General features: G+C 70.9%; 21 protein-coding genes and 2 pseudogenes. 16 read left to right on the top strand and 7 right to left on the bottom strand.

The annotated features are described in order from the left end of the window. Positions 1-30 precede the first annotated feature (30 nt). From ACFY2Z_RS16950 to ACFY2Z_RS17005, 12 genes are all read left to right on the top strand, one after another. A complete protein-coding gene (locus ACFY2Z_RS16950) occupies positions 31-1044 on the top strand; it encodes an RNA polymerase sigma factor (protein WP_390744939.1) in 1014 nt (337 codons plus the stop codon). A gap of 117 nt (positions 1045-1161) precedes the next feature. Beyond that, a complete protein-coding gene (locus ACFY2Z_RS16955) occupies positions 1162-2097 on the top strand; it encodes an ABC transporter ATP-binding protein (RefSeq protein WP_390744940.1) in 936 nt (311 codons plus the stop codon). Next, the gene (locus tag ACFY2Z_RS16960; protein WP_390744941.1) at positions 2094-2864 is read left to right on the top strand and encodes an MlaE family ABC transporter permease; all 771 of its coding nucleotides are present in this window, start codon (positions 2094-2096) and stop codon (positions 2862-2864) included. The genes ACFY2Z_RS16955 and ACFY2Z_RS16960 overlap by 4 nt, the downstream gene beginning before the upstream one ends. 3 nt (positions 2865-2867) lie before the next feature. Continuing rightward, complete coding sequence (locus ACFY2Z_RS16965; RefSeq protein WP_390744942.1) at positions 2868-3683, top strand: MlaE family ABC transporter permease; 816 nt, start codon at positions 2868-2870, stop codon at positions 3681-3683. A gap of 5 nt (positions 3684-3688) precedes the next feature. Beyond that, positions 3689-4936 (top strand): MCE family protein, encoded by a 1248-nt coding sequence (locus tag ACFY2Z_RS16970; protein ID WP_390744943.1) that lies wholly within the window; start codon positions 3689-3691, stop codon positions 4934-4936. After that, the gene (locus ACFY2Z_RS16975) at positions 4933-5970 is read left to right on the top strand and encodes an MCE family protein (RefSeq protein ID WP_390744944.1); all 1038 of its coding nucleotides are present in this window, start codon (positions 4933-4935) and stop codon (positions 5968-5970) included. The genes ACFY2Z_RS16970 and ACFY2Z_RS16975 overlap by 4 nt, the downstream gene beginning before the upstream one ends. After that, complete coding sequence (locus tag ACFY2Z_RS16980; RefSeq protein WP_390744945.1) at positions 5967-7052, top strand: MCE family protein; 1086 nt, start codon at positions 5967-5969, stop codon at positions 7050-7052. The genes ACFY2Z_RS16975 and ACFY2Z_RS16980 overlap by 4 nt, the downstream gene beginning before the upstream one ends. Then, positions 7049-8173, top strand: coding sequence for an MCE family protein (locus ACFY2Z_RS16985; RefSeq protein ID WP_390744946.1), 1125 nt, complete (start codon positions 7049-7051; stop codon positions 8171-8173). Before ACFY2Z_RS16980 ends, ACFY2Z_RS16985 begins: the two co-directional genes overlap by 4 nt. Next, positions 8170-9453 (top strand): MCE family protein, encoded by a 1284-nt coding sequence (locus ACFY2Z_RS16990; protein WP_390744947.1) that lies wholly within the window; start codon positions 8170-8172, stop codon positions 9451-9453. Before ACFY2Z_RS16985 ends, ACFY2Z_RS16990 begins: the two co-directional genes overlap by 4 nt. Next, complete coding sequence (locus ACFY2Z_RS16995; RefSeq protein WP_390744948.1) at positions 9450-10730, top strand: MCE family protein; 1281 nt, start codon at positions 9450-9452, stop codon at positions 10728-10730. The genes ACFY2Z_RS16990 and ACFY2Z_RS16995 overlap by 4 nt, the downstream gene beginning before the upstream one ends. Continuing rightward, on the top strand, positions 10703-11218 hold the full coding sequence (locus ACFY2Z_RS17000; protein ID WP_390744949.1) for a hypothetical protein: 516 nt from the start codon (positions 10703-10705) through the stop codon (positions 11216-11218). The genes ACFY2Z_RS16995 and ACFY2Z_RS17000 overlap by 28 nt, the downstream gene beginning before the upstream one ends. Before the next feature lie 34 nt (positions 11219-11252). Beyond that, on the top strand, positions 11253-12011 hold the full coding sequence (locus ACFY2Z_RS17005; protein ID WP_390744950.1) for a hypothetical protein: 759 nt from the start codon (positions 11253-11255) through the stop codon (positions 12009-12011). A gap of 218 nt (positions 12012-12229) precedes the next feature. Here ACFY2Z_RS17005 and ACFY2Z_RS17010 read toward each other — a convergent pair whose 3' ends face one another. Continuing rightward, entirely contained in the window at positions 12230-13447 is a 1218-nt protein-coding gene (locus tag ACFY2Z_RS17010) for a PucR family transcriptional regulator (RefSeq protein ID WP_390744951.1), read from the bottom strand. Positions 13448-13713: 266 nt separating this feature from the next. On the opposite strand from ACFY2Z_RS17010, the gene ACFY2Z_RS17015 reads away from it, so the two are divergent. The 4 genes and pseudogenes from ACFY2Z_RS17015 to ACFY2Z_RS17030 all read left to right on the top strand — a co-directional run. Next, the gene (locus tag ACFY2Z_RS17015; RefSeq protein WP_390744952.1) at positions 13714-15996 is read left to right on the top strand and encodes a molybdopterin cofactor-binding domain-containing protein; all 2283 of its coding nucleotides are present in this window, start codon (positions 13714-13716) and stop codon (positions 15994-15996) included. A gap of 8 nt (positions 15997-16004) precedes the next feature. Continuing rightward, the gene (locus ACFY2Z_RS17020; protein ID WP_390744953.1) at positions 16005-16481 is read left to right on the top strand and encodes a (2Fe-2S)-binding protein; all 477 of its coding nucleotides are present in this window, start codon (positions 16005-16007) and stop codon (positions 16479-16481) included. Positions 16482-16487: 6 nt separating this feature from the next. Then, positions 16488-16616 (top strand): annotated as a pseudogene (locus ACFY2Z_RS17025) (XdhC family protein); the annotation flags it as partial. A gap of 28 nt (positions 16617-16644) precedes the next feature. Next, a pseudogene (locus tag ACFY2Z_RS17030) lies at positions 16645-16716 on the top strand (oxidoreductase); the annotation flags it as partial. A 70-nt stretch (positions 16717-16786) separates the two neighbouring features. On the opposite strand, the gene ACFY2Z_RS17035 reads toward ACFY2Z_RS17030, so the two are convergent. From ACFY2Z_RS17035 to ACFY2Z_RS17060, 6 genes are all read right to left on the bottom strand, one after another. After that, the gene (locus tag ACFY2Z_RS17035) at positions 16787-17470 is read right to left on the bottom strand and encodes a TetR/AcrR family transcriptional regulator (RefSeq protein ID WP_390744954.1); all 684 of its coding nucleotides are present in this window, start codon (positions 17468-17470) and stop codon (positions 16787-16789) included. Between the two features lie 75 nt (positions 17471-17545). Beyond that, a complete protein-coding gene (locus ACFY2Z_RS17040) occupies positions 17546-19249 on the bottom strand; it encodes an allophanate hydrolase (RefSeq protein WP_390745109.1) in 1704 nt (567 codons plus the stop codon). 5 nt (positions 19250-19254) lie between these two features. Further along, positions 19255-22848: an urea carboxylase gene (gene uca, locus ACFY2Z_RS17045; protein ID WP_390744955.1), complete on the bottom strand. Its 3594-nt coding sequence runs from the start codon at positions 22846-22848 to the stop codon at positions 19255-19257. After that, positions 22845-23645, bottom strand: a complete 801-nt coding sequence (locus tag ACFY2Z_RS17050; RefSeq protein WP_390744956.1) for an urea amidolyase associated protein UAAP2 — start codon at positions 23643-23645, stop codon at positions 22845-22847. Before ACFY2Z_RS17050 ends, uca begins: the two co-directional genes overlap by 4 nt. Position 23646: 1 nt before the next feature. Then, positions 23647-24558 (bottom strand): urea amidolyase associated protein UAAP1, encoded by a 912-nt coding sequence (locus tag ACFY2Z_RS17055; protein ID WP_390744957.1) that lies wholly within the window; start codon positions 24556-24558, stop codon positions 23647-23649. A gap of 62 nt (positions 24559-24620) precedes the next feature. Next, positions 24621-26225, bottom strand: coding sequence for an amino acid permease (locus ACFY2Z_RS17060; RefSeq protein WP_390744958.1), 1605 nt, complete (start codon positions 26223-26225; stop codon positions 24621-24623). Positions 26226-26409: the final 184 nt, after the last annotated feature.

The raw sequence follows: 26409 nt of genomic DNA on the forward strand, positions 1-26409 counted from the left end.
AAGCCGGCGGGTGAGTGCGAAGGGGCCCTCATGGCGACGGACATGCCTGCGGACACAGCGGCCACCGACGAGCGTTGGCAGCGCATGTGGAGCCATCGCGAGCAGCTGCTCAAGGTGGCCCGGCGGCGATCCATGAACCAGGAGGACGCCGAGGACGCCGTTCACGAAGCGATGCTGCGGGCCGCGGAGCGCCCGGACCTCGACGACGAGCGGCTCGGCGCCTGGCTGACGACGGTGACGATGCGGCTGTGCGTCGACCGACACCGGCAGGTCAACCGCGAGGCCGAGGTGGGCAGCCGCCCCACACTCGTCGCGCCGGGCCCGGTACCCGTCGAGGAGGCGGTGTGCGACCGGGCCGAGGCGAAGTGGCTCGCCGTGCGCAGCGGTGAGCTGCCCGCCCGGCAGGCGGAGGCACTCCGGCTGAAGTCGGAGGACCTGGACGTCGGCCAGGTCGCTGTGCGCATGGGGCTGAGCTACCGGACCGTGGAGTCCCTGCTGGCCCGCGCCCGGCGGACGCTGCGCGCCTCGCTGGCCGGGACGCTCGGCCTCGTGCTGTTCCTGCTGGGGCGCGGCCGGCCGCGCGCGGGCGGCAAGGCGCAGGCGGTGGCGGCGGCCTCGACGGCAGCGACGCTGGTGGTGGCGGGCTTCGCGCTGCCGTACGCGCTGGACGGGGGCGGGAAGGGCCCGGCGCCCCGGCCGGCGGTGTCCACCGGCGCCGGGGCGATCCGGTCGGACAGCCCGGCCCGGATGCGGGTCTCGGGGACGCCCGAAGCCGCGCGCAGGCCGGCGGGCCGCGCGCCCCGGCCGGCCGAGCCCACTGCCGGCGGGTCGTCGGCGAAGATGTCCGTGCCACCCCTGCCGGCTGTCCCGCCGGCCCCGCTTCCGAGCCTGTCGGCTCCCACGGTTCCGCGGCTTCCGGACCTGCCGGTCGCTTCGGCCGTCCCCTCGCCGCCGTCGGTGCCGCCGGTCCCGGCCCCTGACGCCGTACCGTCCGCCCGGCTCTTCGAGCCCACCCCGAGCACGCCTCCCGTGAAGCTGCCGTAGGGCCCGCGAACCCGTCCGAAAAAATCCCGGTCCGCCGCGACGGACGCCCCGCCCCTCCCCGTAGAGCAGTCGTCGGAGTTGCTCACGGGCGAGGGCACGGACGAAGGGCGGGACCGGATGGGTGTCGAGATCTGTGTGGAAGGGCTGACCAAGTCCTTCGGTCACCAGGTCATCTGGCAGGACGTCTCACTGACGCTGCCCGCCGGGGAGGTCTCGGTCATGCTCGGCCCCTCCGGGACGGGCAAATCGGTGTTCCTCAAAACGCTCGTCGGCCTGCTCAAGCCGGACCGCGGCTCGGTCACGGTGGCCGGACGGGACATCACCAAGCTGCGCGAGCACGAGCTGTACGAAGTGCGGAAACTGTTCGGCGTGCTGTTCCAGGACGGCGCGCTGTTCGGCTCGATGAACCTGTACGACAACATCGCGTTCCCCCTGCGCGAGCACACCCGCAAGTCGGAGAGCGAGATCCGGCGGATCGTGCTCGAGAAGATGGACATGGTCGGGCTGCTCGGCGCCGAGGGCAAGCTGCCCGGGGAGATCTCCGGCGGTATGCGCAAACGCGCTGGGCTCGCCCGGGCGCTGGTCCTGGACCCGGAGATCATCCTCTTCGACGAGCCGGACTCCGGCCTCGACCCGGTGCGCGTGGCCTACCTCAACCAGCTCATCGTCGACCTCAACGCGCAGATCGACGCGACCTTCCTCATCGTCACCCACGACATCGCCTCCGCCCGCCAGGTCCCGGACAACATCGGGCTGCTGTTCCGGCGCGAGTTGGTGATGTTCGGGCCCCGCGAGCAGCTGCTGACCAGCGACGAGCCCGTCGTCCGCCAGTTCCTGAACGGCCGGATGCAGGGGCCGATCGGCATGGCGGAGGAGAAGGACGCGGCCCAGGTCGAACAGGAACTCGCCCAGATCCAGGAACCCACCAAGACTCCCGGCAGCAGGCCCCTGACCCCCCGCCTGCTGCCGGGCCCCGGCATCACCCGACCGCCCCGCTGGAAGGCGATCGCGACACGGGAGGCCGAGCAGCGGAAGGAGGCGGCGGACGCATGAGCCTGTCTCCCACCGGTGCGCTACGGCACTCGGGCAACCTGTTCGCGATGGCCCTGGACGTCATCCGGGCCCTGCCTAGACGGCCTTTCCAGGCAAGGGAGTTCATCCAGCAGGCGTGGTTCGTCGCGAGTGTCACGATCCTGCCCACCGCCCTTGTGTCCATCCCCTTCGGCGCGGTCATCGCGCTCCAGATCGGCAGCCTGACCCGGCAGCTCGGCGCCCAGTCCTTCTCCGGGGCCGCGTCCGTGCTCGCGGTGCTGCGCGAGGCCTCGCCGATCGTCACGGCGCTGCTGATCGCGGGCGCGGGAGGCACGGCGATCTGCGCGGACCTCGGGGCGCGCAAGATCCGGGACGAGATCGACGCGATGCAGGTGCTCGGCATCGACCCGATCCACCGGCTGGTGGTGCCACGCGTGCTGGCCTCGATGGTGGTGGCCGTGCTGCTCAACGGTCTGGTGTCGGTCGTCGGCGTCGCGGGCGGCTACTTCTTCAACGTCATCCTGCAGAACGGCACGCCCGGTGCCTACCTGGCCTCCTTCACCACCCTCGCCCAGCTGGACGACCTGTGGGCGGCCGAGCTGAAGGCGCTGGTGTTCGGGGCGATCGCCGCGATCGTCGCCTCCTACAAGGGGCTGACCGCGCAGGGCGGCCCGAAGGGCGTGGGCGACGCGGTCAACCAGTCGGTGGTGATCACCTTCATGTTGCTGTTCGTGACCAACTTCGTGATGACCGCGGTGTACTTCCAGGTCGTCCCCCAGAGGGGTTAGCCGATGCGACTTCTCAGCCGTCCACTGGACTCTCTCGAAGAGCTCGGATCCCAGCTCTCCTTCTACGGGCGCTCACTGGCCTGGTCGGGTCGCACCGTGCGCCGCTACAAGAAGGAGATCCTGCGGCTGCTCGCCGAGGTGAGCTTCGGCCGAGGCGCCCTCGCCGTCGTCGGCGGCACGGTCGGCGTGATCGCCTTCCTCTCCTTCTTCACCGGAACCGAGGTCGGCCTCCAGGGCTACGCGGCCCTCAACCAGCTCGGCACCTCCAACTTCGTGGCGTTCCTGTCGGCATACTTCAACACCCGGGAGATCGCCCCGCTGGTGGCCGGGCTCGCCCTGTCCGCGACAGTCGGCGCCGGCTTCACCGCGCAGCTCGGCGCGATGCGGATCAGCGAGGAGACCGACGCGCTGGAGGTGATGGGCGTCCCGTCACTGCCGTTCCTGGTGACGACGCGGATGATCGCCGGTTTCGTCGCGGTGATCCCGCTCTACGTGATCGGGCTCCTGTCCTCGTATCTCGCCGCCCGCACCATCACGACCGGTTACTACGGCCAGTCGACGGGCACGTACGACCACTACTTCCACCAGTACCTGCCCCCGGTCGACGTCCTCTGGTCCTTCGGCAAGGTGATCGTCTTCGCCGTCCTGATCATCATGGTGCACTGCTACCACGGCTACCACGCGAGCGGCGGCCCGGCGGGCGTCGGCGTCGCGGTCGGCCGTGCGGTGCGGACCTCGATCGTCGCCATCAACGTCCTGGACTTCTTCCTGAGCCTCGCGATCTGGGGCGCGAACACGACCGTACGGATCGCGGGGTGAGGCCGATGAGAGCACTGAGACTCAGGTTGTACGGCGTCGCGTTCATCGCCGTGCTCGCGCTGCTGCTGTCACTCGCCGTGGCCGTCTACCAGCAGGCGTTCACGCCGGTCGTGCGCATCACGCTGCGGGCCGACACACTCGGCAACCAGCTCGAGCCGCGCGCCGACGTCAAGCTGCGCGGGCTGCTGGTCGGCGAGGTTCGGGCGGTGCACGCGGACGGGACGAGGGCCACGCTCGACATCGCGCTCAAGCCGAAGTACGTCACGTACATCCCCTCGGATGTGCACGCGCGGCTGCTGCCCAAGACACTCTTCGGCGAGAAGTACGTCGACCTCGTGCCGCCCGCCAGGCCCGCGGCCCGGCCCATCCGCGCCGGGGACGTCATCACGCAGGACCGCACCACGGTCGGCATCGAGGTACAGCAGCTGATGAACGACCTGCTGCCGCTGCTGCGGACGGTCCAGCCGGGCGAACTCAACGCCACCCTCTCGGCGTTCGCCACCGCTCTGGAGGGACGCGGCGACCGGATCGGCGACAACCTGGTCCGGGTCGAGGGCTATCTGCGCCGGCTCAACCCGCACCTGCCGTCCCTGCAGGAGGACATCTCGCGCCTCGCGGACGTGGCCCAGGTGTACGGCGACGCCGCGCCGGACCTGATGGCGATCCTTCGGAACACCGTCGCCACCAGCCGCACGATCGTCGAGAGGAAGGACCAACTGGCCGCCGCGCTCCGTACGACGGCGACGGTCGCGGGCACCGCGCGGGACTTCCTCGACGAAAACGGCGACCGCCTCATCACCCTCGGCCGGGTCTCCCGCCCCACGCTGGAGCTCTTCTCCCGCTACTCCCCTGAGTACCCGTGCCTCCTGAACGGGCTGGTCAGGGAGGAGCGGGCGTCGGAGGACGCGTTCCGGGGCGGCGAGATGCACATCACCCTGGAGGTCGTCCGGCCGCAAGGCGCGTATCAGCCCGGCGAGGAGCCGCAGTACGCCGACCGCTCGGGACCGAACTGCCGGGACATGCCCCATCCGCCGGTCCCCGGACCGAAACCAAGGCTCGACGACGGTACGTCGTCCGGTGGTTCGGCCGGCACACGGCCCGGAGGTGTCGACGTGTCCTCCACCGCGGCCGAGCAGCGGGCGGTCGACTCGCTGGTGGCGCCTGTCATGGGCGTCCCCGCGGACCAGGTACCGCCCGTCGCGACCCTGCTGTTCGGGCCGCTGGCCCGTGGGACGGCGGTGAGCGTCGCATGAGCACCTCACGATCCCGGCAGACCGCTGCACCACTGATCAAGTTCAGCCTTTTCGCACTGGTGACCATCGCGGCGACGGCCCTGCTCGCCGCCACCATCGTGAACCTCTCGTTCACCCCCGAGCGCACGTACCACGCGGTGTTCAGCGACGTCACGGGCCTGGAGAACGGCGACGACATCCGGGTGGCCGGGGTGCGGGTCGGCGAGGTCGAGGGCATCCGGATCAAGGACCGGACGCTGGCGGAGGTGACCTTCAGCGTCTCCGCCGATCGGCCGCTGCTCACCAGCACCCACGCGGTCGTCCGCTACCGCAACCTCGTCGGGCAGCGGTACATCGCGCTGACCGAGGGCGTGGGCGACGGCACGCGGCTGCCACCGGGCGGCACCCTCCCGCTGTCCAGGACCCAGCCGGCACTGGACCTCAACGCGCTCCTGAACGGCTTCAAGCCGCTGTTCGCGGCGCTCAGCCCGAACGACGTCAACCGGCTGGCGACGGAGATCATCAGGATCCTCCAGGGCGAGGGCGGCACGGTCAACAGCCTGCTGGTGCACACGGCGTCGCTCACCACGACCCTCGCCGACCGTGACCAGCTGATCGGCTCAGTGATCGACAATCTCAACACCGTACTGGAGACGCTCGACAAGCGCGGCACCCGCTTCTCCGGGCTGCTCACCCAGTTGCGCCGGGTGATCTCCGGTCTGTCCGCCGACCGCAAGCCCATCGGGGACTCCCTGGTGAACATCGGCGCCCTCACCGACGCCACTTCGGGGCTCCTCGCGGACGCGCGTCCGTCGCTGAAGGACGACATCGCCGGGCTGACCGGTCTCACCGGAACGCTGAACAGGAACGACAAGACTGTGGAGGGCGTGCTGAAGAGGCTGCCGAACAAGCTCAACGCGCTGACCGGGACGGCGTCCTATGGCTCGTGGTTCAACTTCTACCTCTGCGACTTCGACGGCCGGATCGTGCTGCCGAAGACGAACCAGGTGCTCACCCCGGAGTTCCATGTGGCACGGGCGAGGTGTGGCGGATGAGCATGCGCTTCGTGCCGCGCAGGAGGCGGCGCCCGGCATCCCTGGTCAAGGTGCGCGTCCTGCCCCCGAAGCTGCCGCGCCTCAGCCTGCGCCGCCCGCGCCTGAAGCCGTTCCGCGAGCACAACCCCGTGGTCGTCGGCGTCGTCGGCCTCACCGTGCTCGCCCTGCTGGCCGTGGCCGCGTTCAACGCCGACAGCCTGCCGCTGATCGGCGGCGGCGAGACGTACCGCGCCGCCTTCTCGGAGGCCGGCGGCCTCAAGCCGGGCGACGAGGTGCGGATCGCCGGCGTCAAGGTCGGCAAGGTCGACGGCGTCGACCTGGAGGGCGACCACGTCAGGGTGACGTTCAAGGTCAAGGGCGACCCGGCGTTCGGCATCGACACCGGCGCGTCGATCCGGGTCAAGACGATCCTCGGCGCGAAGTACCTCGCCCTGTATCCGAAGGGGCATGGCCAGTTGAAGCCGGGCAGCGAGATCCCGCTGAGCCGGACGGTGTCGGCGTACGACGTCGTGCAGGCGTTCAGCGACCTGACGACCACGACGGAGCAGGTCGACACCCAGCGGCTCGCCAAGGCGCTGGACACGATCTCCACCACCTTCCAGGACTCGCCCGCCGAGGTGCGGGCGTCCATCAAGGGACTGTCGCGGATCTCGAGGACGATCGCCTCGCGCGACCAGGCGCTGGGGGACCTCCTCGCCCACGCGAACGGGGTCACCAAGGTGCTGGCGCAGCACACGAAGGACTTCTCCGCGCTGGTGACCGACGGCGACAAGCTGTTCAAGGAGATCAGCGCGCGGCGCACCGCGATCCACAACCTGCTGGTCAGCTCCGCCCTGCTGGGAGTGGAGCTGTCCGGCCTGGTCGAGGACGACCGCAAGGAGATCGGGCCCGCCCTGAAGAACCTCAACACCTTCGTCACCATGCTCGAACGCAACCAGGCGAGCCTCGACCGCAGCATCGCCCTGCTCGCCCCCTACGTCCGGCTCTTCACCAACACCCTCGGCAACGGCCGCTGGTTCGACTCCTACGTCCAGAACCTGGTCGCCACCCCGGTGGCGCCGCGCACGGGAGGCTCACGATGAACCGCCGAATCTGGGCCCTCGCCCTGCTCACCGCCCTCGCGGTCGCCGCCACTCTCGCCGTCGAACTGTGGCCGCGCTCCGGCACCGTCCGCGTCACCGCGTACTTCCCGCGCACCGTCGGCATCTACCCCGGCTCGGACGTGCGCGTCCTCGGCGTCCGCATCGGCGAGGTCGAGAAGATCACGCCGGAGGGCGACCGGGTGCGGGTGCAGCTGGAGTACGACAAGGGGCGCAAGGTGCCCGCGGACGCGCGGGCAGCGATCATCAACTCGTCGGTGGTGAGCGACCGTTACGTGCAGCTGCTGCCGGTGTACCGGAAGGGCCCGGTCATGCGGGACGGCGCCGTCATCCCCGAGTCCCGCACCGCCGTCCCCGTCGAGCTGGACCGGATCTTCGACAGTCTGCACACCACGGCCGAGGCGCTCGGCCCCAAGGGCGCGAACAAGGACGGCTCCCTGTCGCGGCTGCTCGGGGTGAGCGCGGAGAACCTCAAGGGGCAGGGCACGAACCTCAACCAGACGGTCGAGGACCTCTCACAGGCGGTCACCACGCTCTCCGACGGCCGGGGCGACCTGTTCGGCACCGTGCGGAACCTCCAGGTGTTCACGGCCGCGCTGGCAGCCGACGACCAGAGCGTGCGGTCGTTCAACACCAGTCTCGCCACGGTGGCGCAGCAGCTCGCCGGGGAGCGCACGGACCTGGCGGCGGCGCTCCAGCACCTGGGGGTGGCGCTCGGCGACGTGTCCGGCTTCGTGAAGGACAACAAGACATCACTGACGTCAGACGTCAAGGGCCTCAGCAAGGTCACCGAGGTCCTCGTGACCCAACGGGCCGCCCTGGAAGAGCTGTTGACCGTCGCCCCCACCGGCCTGTCGAACCTCGCGGACGCCTACAACCCGGCGTCGGGCACCCTTGACACCCGCGACAACCCGCAGAGCCCGCAGGACCCCGCGTCCCTCCTGTGCTCCCTGCTGCGGACGACTGGCGACACGGGCGGCAAGAACCCCGACTGCTCACAGCTGCGGAAGCTCTTCGACTCGCTGCCGAAGCCGCAGGCCGCCTCCACGGGTACGGGCACGGTCGACCGCACGCTCGGCGGAATCCTGGGGGCGAGCGCATGAGCGCGCCGCGCGAGGGCAGGTCGGTCGCGTGGACTGCGGCAGGTGCACTACTGCTGTCCGGCTGCGGGTTCAACGGCTGGTACGACGTCCAACTCCCAGGGGGTGCGGCGGCCGACGGCCACGCCTACCACGTCACCGTCGAGTTCAGGGACGTACTCGATCTGGTGCCGCAGTCGGCGGTCAAGGTCGACGACGTCACCGTGGGCGCGGTCGAGAAGATCGACCTGGACGGCTGGCACGCGCGTGTGCGGCTGCGCGTGGCCGACTCGGTGAAGCTGCCCGCGAACGCTGTCGCCGACCTCAGGCAGACCAGCATGCTCGGCGAGAAGTACGTGGAGCTGTCCGCTCCGTCCGGCACACCGCCGGTCGGCCGGCTTCGCGACGGCGGCGTGATCCCGCTGTCCCGCAGCGGCCGCAACCCGGAGATCGAGGAGGTGCTCTCCGCCCTGTCCGCGCTTCTCAACGGCGGCGGTGTCGCCCAGCTCAAGACGATCACCGCGGAGCTGAACAGAGCCCTGAACGGCCGCGAGGACCGGGTCAGGTCGCTGCTCAAGCAGCTCGACACGTTCCTCGGCGGTCTGGACCGGCAGCGCACGGAGATCGTCCGCGCCCTGAAGGGCATCGACCGGCTGGACAAGCGGCTGGGGAAGGAGAAGGAGACCATCGCCCAGGCCGTCGACGCCATCCCGCCCGCGCTGAAGGTCCTGGCCGACCAGCGCCGCGACCTGACGAAGATGCTCACCTCGCTGTCGGACCTCGGCACGACGGGCACAAAGGTGATCGACGCCTCGCGGGACGACACCGTCGCCGACCTCAAACAGCTTCGGCCGATCCTGCAGCAACTGAACGACGCGGGCGACGACCTGCCTAACTCTCTTGAGCTGCTGACCACTTACCCGTTCCCGCGCGATGTGACGGACGCCGTCAAGGGCGACTACGTCAACCTGAAGATCACCGCCGACCTGGACCTGGCGAGCATCTACGGCAATCTCACGAACCAGCCGGGCAAGGGCAGAGCCGGCAGGCAGCCTACCCCGACGCCCTCGCTCCCGAGCCTGCCGAGCGTGCCGCTACCCACCGCGCTGCCCAGCACCCCGAGCGTGCCGAAGGTGCCGAAGCTGCCGGTCCAGCCCTCGGCCCCGACGGGCGGCAGCGGTGGCGGCGTGCTGTGCCCGCCCGTGTGCACCGCGGCCCACGGCACCGGAGGAGACGCCGGCCGCTTCTCTCCGGGGATCGATCTCGCGCTCGCTGAGCTCATGCTGAAGGGGATACAGCCGTGATCACACGTACGGTCAAGGCCCAGCTGCTCGCCTTCGCCACGGTCACCGCCGTGGGGGTGTCGTACGTCGGTGTCCAGTACACGGGTCTTGCGGAGACCCTCCTCGGTCGCGGCTACACCGTGCACGCGGACTTCGCCGACTCCGGCGGCGTCTTCCCCGGCGCCGAGGTCACCTACCGCGGCGTTCCGGTGGGCCGCGTGAGCGACCTGCGCCTCGACGGGTCCGGGGTGTCGGTGGCGCTGCGGATCGAGGACGGCGCGCCGCGTATCCCGGCGGACACCCTGGCGGTGGTCGCCGACCGGTCGGCGGTGGGCGAGCAGTACGTCGATCTGCAGCCCCGGCACTCCGGCGGCCCGTATCTGATGGACGGCAGCCCGATCCCACGCGACCGCACCCGGACGCCACTGCCCGTCACCGACCTCATCCTCAGCCTGGACCGGCTGGTCAACTCCGTCGGCAGGAACGACCTGCGTACCAGTGTCGACGAATTGGGCAAGGCCTTCGCCGGCACCGGGGCGGGGCTGAGCCGCCTGGTGGACTCCGGCAACGCGCTCGTCGAGTCGGCGTCGGCGTCGCTCCCTCAGACGGTCTCGCTGATCAACGACTCGCGGAAGGTGCTCAAGACGCAGGCCGACCAGGGCTCGGCCATCAAGTCGTTCTCCCGTGATCTCGCGGCGCTCACCGCACAGCTGAAGTCGAGCGACGGTGATCTGCGCCGGCTGATCGGCAACGCGGTGCCCGCCGCCGAGCAGATCGACTCCCTGCTGAAGTCCACCCGGCCCTATCTGCCGGTCCTGCTGGCCAATCTGATCAGCGGCGGCCAGATCACCCTGGCGCGGCTGCCCGGCGTGGAGCAGGCCCTGGTCACCTTCCCGGTGGTGGTCGCGGGCAGCTACACCGTAGTGCCCGGCGACGGCACCACCCACTTCGGGCTGACGGTGAACGCCGACGATCCCCCGGCCTGCACCCAGGGCTACCGAACGCGGCAGCGCGACCCCTCCGACACGAGCACACGTCCGGCGAACACCGACGCCCGCTGTACGGCCCCGCGGGGCGGCAGGGCGTCGGTGCGCGGCGCGCAGAACGCCCCCGGTGCGTCCGCCGGTTCGGGTGGCGCGAACCAGTCCGCCTACGTCACCCCGTACGACCCGGAGACCGGCACCGCCACCGCCATCGGCCCGGACGGGACGCCCGTCGAGATCGGCTCGACGGGCGGGGAACAGAGCACATTCGGAAAGGAGTCGTGGCAATGGCTGCTCGTCGGACCGATGGCGTGAACGCCGTCGGCATGAACAGGGCGCTGCTCGCTGGGCTGATCGCCGTGACCGCGGTGACCATCGCGCTGTCGGTCTGGCTGGGAGCGGGGCTGTCCGACCAGCACGCGGTGGAGCGGCGCCGCCAGGACATCCTGGCCGCCGCCCGCCAGTCGGCGCTCAACTTCACCTCGCTCGACTACCGGCACTACGGCCGGGACAGCCAGAACGTGCTGAAGGGCGCCACCGGCGACTTCAAGAAGCAGTTCGCGGCGCAGACCGCGCAGCTGACGAAGCTGGTTGCGCGGAACAAGTCGGTGTCCGAGGGGCAGGTCCTGGAAGCGGGCATCGTGCGGTCCGACGCGCGCTCGGCCCGGGTCCTGGTCGTGGCCGACAGCAAGGTGACCAACACCGCCGCCCCCGAGGGCCAGGCGCGCACCTACCGGCTCCAGCTCGACCTCACGCGCGTGGCGGGCCACTGGCTGACCTCCGACGTCGCGTTCGTGGGCTGACCCACCCGTGAGGCCATCGATGAGAAGAGACACCGTGGCGAACCCGACCTCCCGCACCCGCGGCACCGGCTCACCGGCCCGCCGCACCATGACTGCGGCCGCCCGCGCGGCAGCCAAGCGCACCGGGCGGCCCGCGCCCCCCGAGCGCGGTACCCGCCGAGAAGAGCAGACTGCCTCCGGGCGCACCCTGCTCGTCGAGCCCCCGGCGAACGGCTGGGAGGACCCACCGGAGCCCGAGTCGCCCGAGTCGTTCGAGGGGGAGAAGGAGGACGGCGTGCCCCCGCGCAAGGCTGGGCGGAGCGCGCTCACGGCGGTGCTGGGCGTCGTCCTCGTGGCGGCCCTGGTAGCGGCCGCCGTCCTCGGGTGGCAGTACCGGCAGGGGCGGCAGGCGGAGCACGCCCGTGGCGAGGCCCTCACGGCCGCACGGAAGACGGCGCCGCTCGTACTGTCGTACGACTACCGGCATCTGGACCGGGACTTCTCCCGCGCCCGCGCCCTGCTGACCGGGCACTTCCGCGACCAGTACGACAAGACCACGAAGGCGGTGGTCGCGCCGACCGCGACGAAGTACCACGGCGTGGTGAAGGCGACCGTGGCCACACCCGCCGACGGCGGCGCCCCGGCGGTCTCCGTCGTGTCGGCCACACCCGACCGGGCCGTCGTCCTGGTCTTCGTCAACCAGGTCACCCGGAGCACCCAGGTCCCGGAGCCCCGGCTGGACCTGAACCGGGTGCGTATGACGCTCACCCGCACCTCCGACGGCTGGAAGGTGAGCGGAGTCGACGCCCTCTGACCAGGCCTTTGCAACTACCCTCGCGCAGTCGCGCGGGGGCACTTCCTCAACCGGTCCAAGAGTGATCCGGCATCGCGTGGCCGCGCGCCTGCGCAACACCGGCCGAGCCCTTCCCCCGCACGACGGTGTTCCCGGACGCATCACCCGGACGAGCACGGGGGTTCCCGTCATGCCCTGCTCTCCTGCGACCGTCGTCCGCCCTGTGGCGTGTCAGAGACTCAGTCCATCGTGCCGCGCATCCCGAACGACGACCCCGGCCGGCCGCTCAGGCGTACGGCCTGAAGGGCGATGTACAGCTCGGCGGAACACTCCGCGTCGGTGGTACGGCGACCGGTCAGTTCGGCGATGCGGTTGAGGCGGTACAGCACCGTGTTTCGATGGCAGTGCAGATGGTCGGCCGCAGCCGTGGTCGATCCGCCGCCGGCGAACCATGCGTGCAGGGTCTCCAGCAGGGTGACCTGTTCTTGCGGGGGCAGGGCGAGGAGGGGGCCGAAAACCCCCAGGGCGACTTCCTGTGCCGTGTCGGGGGAGGCGGCCGCCAGGAGGGACACCGGCGCGCTGCCGTACAGGTGGGTGCCGTTGGTTCCGTGTGGCAGGCACTGTACGGCCAGTTGGGCCTGCCGCCAGGCCGCCGGGGCTTTCACGGGCGAGGTGAAGGCGCGGCTGACCCCGACCCGGGACAGAGCGATGTCGGACAGCTGGCCCACCGCCACCGCGATGGCATGCTCACCCGGGAGGGACAGCAGGCCCACCCACGCCCCTATCGGCTGGATCCACTCGGACCCGACCCCGGCGGCACGGAGGCGGCTGCGCACGCTGGGCAAGGGCTCGACCCTGTCGTGGACTTCGGCGCAGACCACCAGATAGGGGCCTTGGCGGTCGAGGTCCAGGACGCGTGCGATCTCCCATGCGCTCGCGTTCGTGCCGGCCCTGCCGTCCAGCAGGGTGGTGAGCATCATGCTCCGAGCCGTGGCGTCACGACGTGACCGCTCCTCGACGGTTGCCCGGTAGGCATCGGCTGCCGCGCCGGAGTAGTCGTCGATGGCCGCCCACATGTCGGAGGCCATGTGCAGCAGCTGGACCATGCTCTCCTCGTCGACGGCCATAGCGAGCAGCCGGTCCCAGATGAAGCGGCCGGCCAGCCGGTACGCGTGCAGGAGTGCGGCCAGCGGAATACCCTGTTCGGCCTTCAGCCGCCCAGCGGCACGGGGCGCCTCCAGCGTTCTGGGCCGCCCCTGCAGCGCCGCGAACATCGTCGACAGGTTGTCGCGCACCACCGCGCGCAACTGGTCCCGGCCGGGAAGCGTGCTCTCGGCGTACGAGTGCTCGCCTCCGAGGATCTTGTCGGTGAGGTCCTCCGCGAGCCGGTCCACCTCGGTCAGCAAGCGGCCGACCAGTTCGACGACCCGGTCGCCTGCCCTCAGCTGCGTCGTCACGGGCGCAGTGTAGTCCGGCGGGACTGTGCACCGGCACAGTCCCGCGTCGCCTTCTCCCGCCCCCTGCCTATGGCCGAAACCTGTGGTGAGCGGTGGAATCACCGGTGGCGGTGCTTCGCCACGGCCGCGCACAGGGGGCGTGTGCACAAGTCATGGCGGATCGGAGGAGATCGCATGGACAGCGGCAATGGGCGTCACCGGGAGGACAGTTGACGGACAGGGATAGGTGCTCTTCGCGGGAGGGGCAAGAGCCCGGAACGGCCGGGATGGGGCGTCGCGTATTCCTCGGATATGTGCTGGCCGCCTCGACGCTGACCGTGGCCGCGGAACTCGGTGCGGCGGTGCTCGCGCCGGACGAGGCGGCGGCGGTTGTGCCCTCCGTGCCGGGGCCGGCGGAGATCTACGACCTCAACGACATGCTCACCGACGCGGCGCTGCCGACGGCGAACCTGATCACGATCCGCGTCGACGCCGACGGTACGGCCTCCTTCGTGCTGCCTCGGGCGGAGGTCGGGCAGGGCATCACGACGTCAAGCGCCATGCTGATCGCCGAGGAACTGGACCTGCCACTGGACCGGATCCGCGTCATGCTCGCCGACGCCCGGCCGGAGTTGCTGTTCAACCAGCTCACCGGCGGCTCCAACACCACGATCTCCACCTTCACACCGATCCGCGTCGCCGCGGCGGTGGCCCGGGGGCGGCTGCTGAAGGCGGCGGCCCTGGAACTCGGGGAAAGCCTGGACGTCCTTACCGTCAAGGCCGGGGTCATCACCTCGTCGGCCTCAGGCCGCAGTCTCACCTATGGTGAACTGGCGGGCAAGGCCGCCTCAATGACGGACAGTCAGGTGCCGGTCGAGCTCAAGGAGGCCGCGGAGTTCGAGGTCATCGGCACCTCGCAGCGGCGCATCGACGCGCACGAAGCGGTGACCGGCCGCAAGAAGTTCGCCATGGACCTACAGGTCACCGACGCCTTGCCGACGATGGTGTGCCGGCCGCCGACGGTCAACGGCGCCGTGCGCTCGGTGGCGAACCTCGCGGAGGTGCGGGCGATGCCCGGCATCACCGATGTCGTGACAGTCTCCACCGGGGTCGCGGTCCGCGGCCGTACCTTCGGCCAGTGCATCGACGCCGTGCGCGCGCTGAAGCTTTCCTGGGGTCCGGGAACAGCCGAGGGAAAAAGTGACGACACCATCCGTGACGAACTCCGCAAGGCGGAACTCCCGCTCCCTGCATTGGGCTTGCTGACCAAGTCGGTCGACGCGCGGTTCACCTTCCACTTCGCGAGCAACAGCGCGCTGGAGACCAACTGCGCCATCGCCGACGTACGGCCGGACTCGGCCGAGATCTGGGGAAGCCTGAAGTCCCCGATCGTGGCCCAGGAGCAGATCGCACTGAAGCTGGGACTGCCCGTCTCCGCAGTGAAGGTGCATGTCACCGAGGGCGGGGGCTCCTTCGGGCGCAAGCTCTTCCATGACGCCGCGGCCGAGGCCGCCGAGATCTCGCAGGCGATGGGCAAGCCGGTCAAGCTGATGTGGCACCGCACCGACGACTTCCGGCAGGGCCGCACCCACCCGATGGCCACCTCGCGGGTGCGTGCCACCTACGCGCTCGGTCAGGTGCTCACCTACGACCAGAGGCACACCTCCGTCGCCACCGACTTCGGGCACGGAGTCGGCGAGATCATCACTGCCGAGGCCGCGCGACTGCCCGTAGGCGATCTGACCTTCTCCGAGACGATCTTCGCGCTCAGTCAGCAGACGCCGTACCACTTCGGTGTCGTCACCCAGTTGCTCAGCGAGACCGACAAGGGTTTCCACACGGGCTCCATGCGCAACATCTACTCCCCGAACGTGCGCTGCGCGCAGGAACTGGTCGTGGACGAGCTGGCCAAGCGGATGGGCAAGGACCCGTACCGTATCCGCCGCGAGTTCCTCAAGGAAGAACGGGCGCGAGCCGTCCTCGACAAGGTGGCCGACCTCGGGCAGTGGGGCCGTAGCATGCCCGCCGGCACGGCGCAGGGCATCGCGCTCCACCCCGAGTACCACGCCTACGTCGCCGTCCTCGCCGAGATCGACTGCCGGCCGGAGACCACCGGCCGCAAGGTCCGCGACGCCTACACCGGCCCCCGTGTCACCAAGGTCGTGTGCGCGGTCGACGTCGGTCTGGCCATCAACCCGCGAGGGCTCGAAGCGCAGATGATGGGCGGCATCATGGACGGCATCGCGATCACCCTCAGCTCCGGCCTCCACCTCGACAACGGGCATTTCCTGGAAGGTAGTTGGGACAACTACTTCTACACCCGGCAGTGGAACACCCCGCCCGAGCTGGAGATCGTGGTCATGCCGCCGACCACCGGGCAGCCCGGCGGTGCGGGCGAGTTGGCCGTGGCGGGTGCGGCGGCTGCCGTGGCCTGCGCCTACGGCCGCGCCACCGGCACCATGCCGACCAGTTTCCCGCTCAACCACACCGGACCGCTGGGCTTCGAGGCACTGCCCACCACCCCGCCGATCCCCGCGTCCCCCACCGACGGCCTCGACCGCGCCTTCTAGGAGACCCCGTGCCCGAACACACCTTCATCCTCAACGGCAAGCGGACGACCGTCGACATCGAGGACGACGTCCGGCTGCTGTGGGTGCTCAGAGACGTCCTCGGTGTCACCGGACCGAAGTACGGCTGCGGGCTGGGGGTCTGCCAGGCCTGCACCAGTCACATCAACGGCAAGGCGTTCAACCCGTGTTCGGTGCCGGTGAAGGACATCGGCGCCGACGACGAGATCACCACCATCGAGGGCCTGCCCGCCACGGTCGGCAAGGACCTGCACCCCATGCAGGAGGCCTGGCTGGAGTACGACGTCGCTCAGTGCGGCTACTGTCAGCCCGGCCAGATCATGACCGCCGTCGCCAAGGTCCGCCAGGCCCGCGAGGAGGGCCGCGAGATCACCGAGGCCGACCTCGACGAGATCCGCAACGTCTGCCGGTGCGGTACGTACCACCGCATCCGCGAGGCGATCCAGGCCGGCGCGAAGAAGTACTGAGGCGCCATGCTGGAGCTTGCCGAGCAGCTGGCGCGGTGGTGCGCCGAGGGCAGAGCGTTCGCCGTGGCGACCGTCGTCTCCGTGTCGGGGAGCGCACCCCGGCAGCCGGGCGCGGGGATGGCGGTCGACAGCGAGTCGCCGCCGTCGCGCCGTCCCACTGCCCGCCCTCTGGATCGCGCCTCGCGTCGTGATGGAGATTCTCGGGCACTCCCAGATCAGCATCACCATGGATGTCTGCGGGGTAGTTGGAGCGGCCGGGTCCGGGCCGCTGTGTGGCGCCGTCGGAGCCTTCTGCGAGCCGCCGGTCAGTCCAGGCTGCTGAGCAGGATCCGTGCCTGGTGTCTGGCGGTGGCCACCGCCGGCTCGTCGAGCCCGCACAGTCGCAGGCACGACGACGCGATGGCATCCGTGTCGGTCGCTTCAGGTTCGCGGGTACGCCGTATCTGGATGACGACTTCCACCAGTTGGATCAGCAGTTCACCGAGCCGCTCGGCGGGCATGCCGCGGGCGATGTCCTCGGTCGCCGCCAAGGCACCGAGGGTGCCGTAGCTCGCCTGCAGCCGGCACCGCTCGGCCCGGAAGGCGTCGAATCGCTCGGCCCGCACTTCCGGCAGCAGATAGAGCGTGCCGATGTTGTACGGAGTGCGGGAGAGGGTGCGTACGTCCATGGCGGCCACGGCGTACAGCGCGGCGGCCGGATTCGCCCGCTCGGGCACCAGTGCCCGGATCCGGTCCACCATCTGCAGACTGGGCCGCACTGACGTGGCCAGCAGCTCGGCGAGTATCTCCTCCTTGGTGGCGAAGTGGTAGTAGAGCGAGGCCTGCCTGATGCCGACCCGCTCGGCGATCATGCGGGTGCTGGTGGATGTGATCCCATGGTCGACGAAGAGCGCTCCGGCGGCGTCGAGGATCTGTTCCCGGGCGGAGGTGCCGGGGTCGGGCGGCGGCGTGTGCCGGGGCCTGCCTTGACGGGGACGCGTCGTCGTCATGGACCCATCCTGTCACCCTGGTGCCGGGCACCCGGCCGTGCCCGGCACCAGCCGCCCGCTCTCTGCGGCCTCCAGTCATGCGGAGGCCGTGTACGCCCGCCAGCCACCGAAGCGGGTGATGTCGGGGGCGCCCTCGACGGCCCACGGCTCCACCAGGAAGCCGCTGACCTGCCGCCCGTCGGCCAGCTCGACGGTTCCGATGGTCATCGGCGCGGCCACGGCGGCGGTGAACGCCCCGAACCCGGAAGCAGGCAGTCGCCAGATCTCGCCCTCGATGCCCGTCCTCGCATCGCCGCCTGCCACCGTGCCGTGACCCGCCCCGGTGCCGGGGTCCCGCCCGCCCCTGGTGACCCGGAGCAGACCAGGCCTGGGTGGCTCGGTGGACAGGGCATACAGCCGGTAGCCGCCTGCGGTGCGCGCCGACCCGACCAGGGTGCCTCCCGCCTGCACCAACTGGGCGTTGAGCGGCTGCCCGGTGAGGTGGGCGCCGACCACGAACAGGTCGAGCCCGGGGTTGGCGAACCGCTCGGCCAGCGCGGCCAGGGCGCGGTCGGAGAAGGCCGGCCCGGTGAACATCACGCCGAACGGCAGGCGGTCCACGAACCCGGCGGGAACGGCGAGCGAGGCGCAGTCCAGCAGGTTGGCGAAGTTCGTGAAGCGTCCCAACCGGGCGTTGACGCCGACCGGGTCGGCCGCCACCTGATCGAGGGTGGGGTGCCAGGTGGTGGTCGGGGTCAAGAGCGCCGCGCAGCCGTCGAACACCGCGCGTCCGGCCGCCCCTAGCGAGGCGAGCCGGGCGGTGTCGGCGGCCCAGTCTGCGGCGGTCTTCTCGCGGCCGGCCAGCACGATGGAGGCGACAGTCGGATCGAGGGCCGTACCGATCAGGTCGCGGTGCTTCTCCAGGTGCTCGCCCACGGCGGCGTATCGCTCGGCGACGAACGCGCCGCCGTACAGCAGTTCCGCGGCCTCCAGCAACGGGGTGATGTCGGCCTCGACGATCTCCGCGCCGGTGCTCGCCAGGCGGGCGACCGCGGCATCGAAGGCCGCGCGCCAGCCGTCGGCCATGCCGTCCAGGTGTTCCGGAGCCGGGACGGCAACCCTGGGGCGCGCGGGGGGCGGCGGGAGCCGGGTGCCGGTGCGGGAGAGCGGGTCGGCCGGGTCGGGGCCTTCGACGATCTCCGCGCCGGTGCGGGCGAGCCGCAGGTCGCGGGCGAAGACGGTCACGCAGTCGAGTGTGTAACAGGCGGGGACCACCCCGGTCACGGGCACCAGGCCCTTGGTGGGCTTGACCCCGACGATGCCGTTGAGGGCGGCGGGCACTCGCCCGGAGCCGGCGGTGTCGGTGCCGAGCGCGAGGTCGACGATGCCCAGCGCGACCGCGACGGCGGAGCCGGAGGACGACCCGCCGGAGATGCGGGCCGTGTCCCAGGCGTTGCGTACCGCGCCGTAGGGGCTGCGGGTGCCGACCAGGCCGGTGGCGAACTGGTCCAGGTTGGTCTTGCCGAGCACCACCGCGCCGGCCGCGCGCAGCCGCGCCACCGCGGGCGCGTCGGCCCGAGGGGTGTAACCATACGACGGGGCGCCCGCGGTGGTGGGCAGGCCGGCCACGTCGATGTTGTCCTTGACGGCCGCCACCAGGCCGGCCAGCGGCAGCGCCGGGTCGATGCCGGCCGCCTCGGCGAGCACCTCCTCGCGCGGCCTGAGATGGATCCAGATCTCGGGCCGGTCGGCGCCTTCGATACGGTCGTAGGCGGCCTCGACGCGTGCGGCCGGCGTCATGGCGTTCACGCCCTCACCGCCGCGAGGATCTGGCCGGGGGCGACCTGTTCACCGGGCTTGACGTAGATCTCCAGCAGGGTCCCGGCGGCCGGGGCGTTCACCTTGGACTCCATTTTCATCGCCTCCAGGGAGAGGATCGGGTCGCCCTCGGCGACGGTGGCGCCGGGCTCGGTGACGGTCTGCCAGACGGTGGCGGTGAACGGCGCGGTGACGGGGACCGCACCGTGCGGGACGGTGACGGCAGCGGCGGCGGTCACGGACTCGGGCTCGTGGTCCCGGTCGAACTCGCCCGCGGCCCGCCAGCGTTGTTTCTCGGCTTCGAACGCGGTGCTCTGCCGTTTCCGGAAGGCGGCGATCGAGTCGGCGTCGGCGGCCAGGAAGGCGTTGTACTCGGCGATCGAGAAGGTGCCTTCCTCGGTGGGGAAGTCACCGCGGCCGGCGTCGGTCTCGGCGCGCAGCTCGAGCAGTTCCTCCGCGGTGACGGGGTACCACTCGATGCGGTCGAAGAAGCGCAGCGCCCACGGGGAGTCCTTGAACAGGCCGCCTCTGCGGAACCGGTTCCAGATCTGCACGGTGCGGCCGATGAACTGGTAGCCGCCGGGGCCTTCCATGCCGTAGATGCACAGGTAGGCGCCGCCGATGCCGACGGAGTTTTCCGCGGTCCAGGTGCGCGCCGGGTTGTATTTGGTGGTCACCAGGCGGTGCCGCGGGTCGAGCGGGGTGGCGACGGGGGCGCCGAGATAGACGTCGCCGAGGCCGAGCACCAGGTAGGAGGCGTCGAAGACGGTGCGGTAGACGTCGTCGGCGGTCTGAAGGCCGTTGACACGGCGGATGAACTCGATGTTCCACGGGCACCACGGGGCGTCGTCGCGCACCCCGGCCATGTACCGCTCGATGGCGAGCCGGGTCGCCGGGTCGTCCCAGCTGAGCGGCAGGCGCACCGTGCGGGAGGGGACCACCAGTTCGTTCGTGGGCGCAACCTCGTCCTCCAGCTCGCGCAGCAGGGCGGTGAGGTCACGGGCCTTCAGCCGGCGGGCGTCGGTGTGGATCTGGAGGGAGCGGATGCCCGGGGTGACGTCGACGATGCCGGCGGGCGCGTGCGCGGTGAGGGTCTCCTGAAGGGCGTGGACCCGCATCCGCAGGCCGAGGTCGAGCACCATGGGGCCGTACTCGACCAAAACGTTGTCGTCGCCGTCCCGGCGGTAGGTGACGCTGGGACGGGCATCGGTGGCCGCCAGGCGGCCGAGTACGCCGTCGTCGCCGTCTCCGCCCGTGCTGATCAGCGTGGGCGAGGCGCGGCGGGCGTCGAGGGCGGCTGCCTCGGCTTCCCTGACCGGGACGAAGCGGACGGTGTCGCCCGGGCGGAGCTGGCCGAGTTTCCACAGTTCGCCGCTGGCGACCACCGCGGGGCAGACGAAACCGCCGAGGGACGGCCCGTCGGGGCCCAGGATGATGGGCGTGTCGCCGGTGAAGTCCAGGGCACCCACCGCGTACGGCGTGTCGTGGATGTTGGAGGGGTGCAGCCCGGCCTCGCCGCCGTCCTGGCGGGCCCACCGCGGTTTGGGCCCGATCAGGCGGATGCCGGTGCGGGCCGAGTTGTGGTGCACCTTGTAGTCGGTGGCGTAGAGGGTGTCGATGTCCTCGCGGGTGAAGAACTCGGGCGCCGCGTGCGGCCCTTCGGTGACACCGATCCGCCAGTGCGAGGTGATGGCCGGCCGGCGCTCGGGCGGGGTCGGGCCGCCGCCGGCGGTCGCCGACGCTCCGGGACGCAGAACGTCTCCGGCGCGCAGCGCCCGCCCACCGTGCCCGCCGAAGCCGCCGAGGGTGAACGTCGAGGCGCTGCCCAGGTATTCGGGTACGTCGATGCCGCCCCGTACTGCCACATAGTTGCGCAGACCGGGCCCCTGGCAGGCGCCGAGCACCAGGGTGCCGCCGGCCGGGACCGTGACCGGCTCCCACAGCGCCGCCGCGCTGCCGTCCACCGTGACCCGGACGGGAGCGCCGGTGACGGCGACCACGGTGGCGGCCGAGAAGCGCAGTGCCAGCCCGCCCGCGGTGACCTCCAGGCCGGCCTCCTGGGCCAGGTTGCCGACGGCCAGATTGGACTCCGCGAAGGAGACGGCATCGAAGGGGCCGCTCGGCGGCACACCCACGTGCCAGTAGCCGAGTCGGCCGGGGAGGTCCTGGACGGTGGTCATCGCCCCCGGCACCAGGACGTCGATACGCGGCTCGGGGTCGACGGTGGTGGCGAGCGTGCTGGTGCTGTGCACCGCCTCACGCACCTCGCCCCGCACCGTCAGCTCGCGCAGCAGGCCCAGGTTGGTGACGATGCCGTCGACCCGGCTCGCGGCCAGGGCCCGGCCGAGCAGGTCGAACGCGGCGTCCCGGGTGGGGCTCTTGGCGATCACCTTGGCGAGCATGGGGTCGTAGTACGGCGAGACCTCCAGACCGGTCTCGGCGAAGCCGTCGACGCGGACGCCGGGCATCTCGCCGGCGCCCTGACCGGGGAAGGCCACCCGGGTGATCAGGCCCGAGGACGGCAGTGAGTCCTTGCCGGGGTCCTCGGCGTAGACGCGGGCCTCCACGGCATGCCCGGCGGGTGTCCACTCGCGCTCGAACACCGCGTTTTCGACCTTGCCGTCGCGGGCCAGGACGAGCATGAGTTCGACAAGGTCGACGCCGTACGCCTCCTCGGTCACCGGGTGCTCGACCTGGAGACGGGTGTTGACCTCCAGGAAGGCGGCCTCCTCGCGTACCGGGTCGTAGACGAACTCCACGGTCCCGGCGCCCCGGTAGCCGACCGAGGCGAGCAGTCGGCGCGAGGAGTCGTGCAGCAGTGCCCGCACATGAGGAGGCAGGGCCGGCGCCGGGGCCTCCTCGATCACCTTCTGATTGCGGCGCTGCAAAGAGCAGTCCCGGTCGCCGAAGACGGCGATCCGGCCGGTGCCGTCACCGAAGACCTGCACCTCGACATGACGGGCGGGGCGTACGAGGCGCTCCAGGAACACGCCGGCGGACCCGAAGTTGGACTCCGCGAGCGCCGCGACCCGGGCGAAGGCCTCGCGTACCTCATCGGCGGTGGCGCAGGCCTGCATGCCGATGCCGCCACCACCGCCGGTGGCCTTGACCATCACGGGTAGCCCGATCGACCCGGCCGCGGTGACGGCCTCCTCGGCGCTCGCGAGCAGCTCGGTCCCGGCCAGTAGTGGCACTCCGGCTGCCTTGGCCAGGGCACGCGCGGTGTGCTTCTCGCCGAAGGCGGTGATCTGGTCGGCGGTCGGTCCCGCGAAACGCAGGCCCGCCTCCTCCACGGCACGGGCGAAGGCGGAGTTCTCGGAGAGAAAGCCGTAGCCGGGGTGGATGATGCCCGCGCCATGGGCGAGCGCGGATTCGATGATCGCCTCGCCACGCAGATACGACTCGCGCGCGGGCGCCGGACCGAGGCGGACCGCGTGGTCGGCCTCACGGACGTGCGGTGCGGCCCGGTCGGCGTCGGAGAAGACGGCGACGGTGCCCAGGCCCATCCTCCTGGCGGTGCGGATCACCCGGCGGGCTATCTCACCGCGGTTGGCGACGAGGACTGCGGTGGGACGGTTCACAAGGCTACCTCCGGGGCGCGGACCGCTTCCGCTGACCGAAGGTCACCGACGGCCCGTACCGGGTCCACGACGATCATCCGCAGCGGGGTCGGGTTGAAGTCGTTGCACGGGTTGTTCATCTGAGGGCAGTTGGACACCATCACCAGGACGTCCGTCTCGGCGCGCACCGCGACCCGGCGGCCCGGCCCGGACATGCCGTCCACGATGCCCAGTGCGCCGTCCGCCTCGATGGGCACGTTCATGAACCAGTTGAGGTTGGAGACGATGTCCCGCAGCCCGAGGCCACGCCGGCCGGCCTCGGCGAGAAAGTTCTCACGGCAGCCGTGCTGGAACATCACGTGGTGGCCGTAGCGCACGGTGTTGGACTCCTTGCCGCACGCCCCGCCGATGGTGTCCTGGCGGTCGATCTCGTTGGCGACGACGGTCATCAGCGGGCGGCCCTCGCTGCTGCGCAGCACTGTCTCGGTGCGTACGTAGGCATTGCCCTGCCAGGCCAGGGTGTCGGGGACGCTGTAGCGCTCCTCGGGATCGTTCGCGTTGTAGAGCAGGCAGTCGGCCGACTGGTTGCCCCCTACGTCGACGATCGTCAGAACGTGCCCTTTCCGCACCACCGCCGACCAGGGTGCGTTGGGGGCCACCGCCTCGTCCAGGACGACGGCCCCCTCGACCAGGCTCGTTCCCCAGTCCAGAGGGGAGCCTTCGGCGTACACGGCACCGACCGGGACGGTGGAGGCGGCGGTGCCGCCCGCGGCGGTCGGGCAGAAGGCCGGCGTGTTCTCGGTCCGCGTGGTCGCCATGTCACAGCCCCCGGGCTTCGCAGTAGTCGACGGTGTTCAGGTACGCCCGGTGCAGTTCGGGCGAGGCGGTGAACCGCGGCTCGTCCGGGCCGGTCGGGGCACCGCGCCAGGCGTGTATGCGCAGCGGACCGACGACGTAGCCGGGACGCGGGTCCAGCGGATGGGCGACATTGGCGACCAGCACCAACAGGGGCATCTCCGCGACGAGTTCGACATGAGTGCCCGCACCCGCGCTGCCCTGCCAGGCCAGGGCGCCGTCCGCCTCGACGCGTACGCCCTGGAAGAAGGAGAGGCTGGGTGGCAGATCGCGCCGGCTCAGACCGTGCTTGGCGGCCGCCTTGAGGAAGAGCCCGCGGCCGGACGGGGACGGCCCTTCGGGCCGGGCGTCACCGTACTTGCGCTCGTTCCAGGCGTCGGTGGTGGTGCCGCAGAAGGCGTCGTGTCGGCCGGAGGAGTCACCGCTGACCACGGCCATGACCCGGCCGTCGCCGGACAGCAGGGGATGGTTCTCGCCCAGATACGCCTGCCACGGCACCTTCTGGGTGTCGGCGACGTTGAGCCGCTCGACCGGCTCCAGGGCGTTGAAGAGCAGCAGGTGGGCACAGGCGTCACCGCTCGGGTCGTCGAAGCGCAGCCGGGTGCCGCGGGCGAGGACCTTGTGCGTGTAGCCGCCGGGTGCCACCGTCTCCGCCCACACCAGGGCGGCCGGGTCCACCCCCGGCGGGCAGTGCGGGCTGCCGGACGCCGGAAGGTACGGCATCCACGCGCCGGCCTGCCCGCCCTGGGCGCGGGCGTCTTCGCGGGCACTGCGGACACTGTCGGTCAGGTGCAGATCACGGGCGCGGGCGGGAGACTGCCCGGTCGGGTACCGGCCCTGCGGCGTCTCGGCCGTCGAGCTCTCGGCGGTGGTCATGGATGCCCCGTCGTCCCTTCGTTGGTATGTCATCAGTGCGTCTGCTCGCGTCACACGGGCCCTCAGGCGGGCTCGGCGACGGTCTCGGCCTCGAGGGGCGACTTGGTGTGCGTGTGCGGTACGTGCCTCAGCTTGATACGGCGGTGCAGTCGGCGGGTGAGGAAGTAGGCGGCACCGGCGGCAAGGCTGAGCCCGATGAAGAGCAGGGCGCTCCACCGCAGCCACCACGTGCCGCCGGTGAGGTCGTAGATCTCCGTGCGGGGCCAGATCAGGTTGACCGTCATGCAGGCCTGGTAGAGCACGGCGAGCGTGTTGACCGCCAGCCCCCATCGGCCCAGCGAGAACAGGGGGCGGCCGCTCTCGTCGACGCCCTCCGGGAGCCCGCCGCTGCCCCGGTGCCGGATCCGGGTGACCAGCATCGGCATGGTCACGCCCAGATAGGCCAGGTACAGCAGGGCGATGCAGAGGCTGGACAGGGCGGTGAAGACCGCCGACTGGCGGATGTTGACCACGAGCGCGATCGCGGCGCCGATGCCCACCACGATCGACGTGGTGATCGGCGTGCCGGTGCGGGCCGAGACCTCGCCGAGGCGCCGGTGGAACGGCAGGGCGCCTTCGCGCGCCATGGAGTACATCATCCGCGCCCCCGAGGTCTGCACGGCAAGGGTGCAGGCGAACACCGCGACCGCCACGCAGCACAGCAGCAGTCGGCCCAGGACCTCGCCGAGCCGGTCTGTGAGCACCCAGGAGAGGCCGCCGGTGGCCAGTTTCCCGTCGGTCAGGCTGCGTGCCGCCATCAGCCCCGAGAGGATCAGCAGCGCGCCGCCGACCCCGGAGGTGATCAACGCCCGCAGGATGGTTCGGGGAGTGGTCCGGCGCGGGCTGTGGGTCTCCTCCGCCAGCTCGCCCGCCGAGTCGAAGCCGACCATCACGTACGCGGCCATCAGCGAGGACGCGAGGAAGGCCCCGAAGTAGCTCCCGTGGCCTGCCCAGCCGGTGGGGTGGGCCACCACCTGGGGACCCCGCTCGGGCAGGAAGAAGAGGACCAGCACCAGTGCGATCACGCCGATGATCTCGACCGTGACGCCGAAGCTGGTGGCGGCGGCCATCTGGCGGATGCCCAGGATGTTCACCATCGTGGTGATCACCAGCAGGGCGCACCCCAGAAGGACCGCGTTCTGCGCGCCGGTCGCAGAACCCACCGACGGATCGGCCTCCGGTCCGCCGACGATCTGGAACCCGGACCAGATACCCGGCAGCACCGCCTGTGCTGCGATCGCGGCAGCCGCGACCGTGAGGATCTGCCCGATGACCATGATCCAGCCGACGAACCAGCCCGTCGTGGTGCCGGCCAGTCGGCTCGACCACTGGTAGATCGCCCCGGATATGGGCCAGCGCGCGGCCAGTTCGGCGAAACACAGTGCGACCAGCAGCTGGCCCGCGAAGACCAGTGGCCAGGTCCAGAAGAACGCAGCGCCCCCGAGACCGAAGCCGAGGCCGAAGAGCTGGAAGACGGTCGTGAGGATCGACACGAAGGAGAAGCCTGCGGCGAACGACGCGAAGCCGCCCACCCCGCGGCGGAGTTCCTGCTGGTAGCCGAAGTGAGCAGGGTTGGTCGTGACACCACCGTCAGGGCCCTGCCCAAGGGGGAGTTGGGACCGGCTCATCATCGCACCTCCGATCGGTCGACGGATACCTGTCGCTTGACAGGTATGGCGATCGTCGGCCCGACCGGTCTCACGCCCGGGTCCGGGGAGTTAACTTCGTGTATCCGGTGCCACGAGAGGGCTCACCCCGGCCCGGGGGAGCCCTCTCGTGGCACCGGCATGCCCCGGCGGCCCGGTTTCGTAC

It is taken from the genome of Streptomyces sp. NPDC001222 (assembly GCF_042896945.1).
GTDB classification, from domain to species: Bacteria; Actinomycetota; Actinomycetes; order Streptomycetales; family Streptomycetaceae; genus Streptomyces; species Streptomyces gibsoniae.

What these genes read in the sequence shown, in the direction of transcription:
- ACFY2Z_RS16950 (WP_390744939.1), top strand. Translation starts at nt 31, where the DNA reads ATGGCGACGGACATGCCTGCGGACACAGCGGCCACCGACGAGCGTTGG.
- ACFY2Z_RS16955 (WP_390744940.1), top strand. Translation starts at nt 1,162, where the DNA reads ATGGGTGTCGAGATCTGTGTGGAAGGGCTGACCAAGTCCTTCGGTCAC.
- ACFY2Z_RS16960 (WP_390744941.1), top strand. Translation starts at nt 2,094, where the DNA reads ATGAGCCTGTCTCCCACCGGTGCGCTACGGCACTCGGGCAACCTGTTC.
- ACFY2Z_RS16965 (WP_390744942.1), top strand. Translation starts at nt 2,868, where the DNA reads ATGCGACTTCTCAGCCGTCCACTGGACTCTCTCGAAGAGCTCGGATCC.
- ACFY2Z_RS16970 (WP_390744943.1), top strand. Translation starts at nt 3,689, where the DNA reads ATGAGAGCACTGAGACTCAGGTTGTACGGCGTCGCGTTCATCGCCGTG.
- ACFY2Z_RS16975 (WP_390744944.1), top strand. Translation starts at nt 4,933, where the DNA reads ATGAGCACCTCACGATCCCGGCAGACCGCTGCACCACTGATCAAGTTC.
- ACFY2Z_RS16980 (WP_390744945.1), top strand. Translation starts at nt 5,967, where the DNA reads ATGAGCATGCGCTTCGTGCCGCGCAGGAGGCGGCGCCCGGCATCCCTG.
- ACFY2Z_RS16985 (WP_390744946.1), top strand. Translation starts at nt 7,049, where the DNA reads ATGAACCGCCGAATCTGGGCCCTCGCCCTGCTCACCGCCCTCGCGGTC.
- ACFY2Z_RS16990 (WP_390744947.1), top strand. Translation starts at nt 8,170, where the DNA reads ATGAGCGCGCCGCGCGAGGGCAGGTCGGTCGCGTGGACTGCGGCAGGT.
- ACFY2Z_RS17000 (WP_390744949.1), top strand. Translation starts at nt 10,703, where the DNA reads ATGGCTGCTCGTCGGACCGATGGCGTGAACGCCGTCGGCATGAACAGG.
- ACFY2Z_RS17015 (WP_390744952.1), top strand. Translation starts at nt 13,714, where the DNA reads ATGGGGCGTCGCGTATTCCTCGGATATGTGCTGGCCGCCTCGACGCTG.
- ACFY2Z_RS17035 (WP_390744954.1), bottom strand. Translation starts at nt 17,470, where the DNA reads ATGACGACGACGCGTCCCCGTCAAGGCAGGCCCCGGCACACGCCGCCG.
- ACFY2Z_RS17040 (WP_390745109.1), bottom strand. Translation starts at nt 19,249, where the DNA reads ATGACGCCGGCCGCACGCGTCGAGGCCGCCTACGACCGTATCGAAGGC.
- ACFY2Z_RS17050 (WP_390744956.1), bottom strand. Translation starts at nt 23,645, where the DNA reads ATGGCGACCACGCGGACCGAGAACACGCCGGCCTTCTGCCCGACCGCC.
- ACFY2Z_RS17055 (WP_390744957.1), bottom strand. Translation starts at nt 24,558, where the DNA reads ATGACCACCGCCGAGAGCTCGACGGCCGAGACGCCGCAGGGCCGGTAC.
- ACFY2Z_RS17060 (WP_390744958.1), bottom strand. Translation starts at nt 26,225, where the DNA reads ATGAGCCGGTCCCAACTCCCCCTTGGGCAGGGCCCTGACGGTGGTGTC.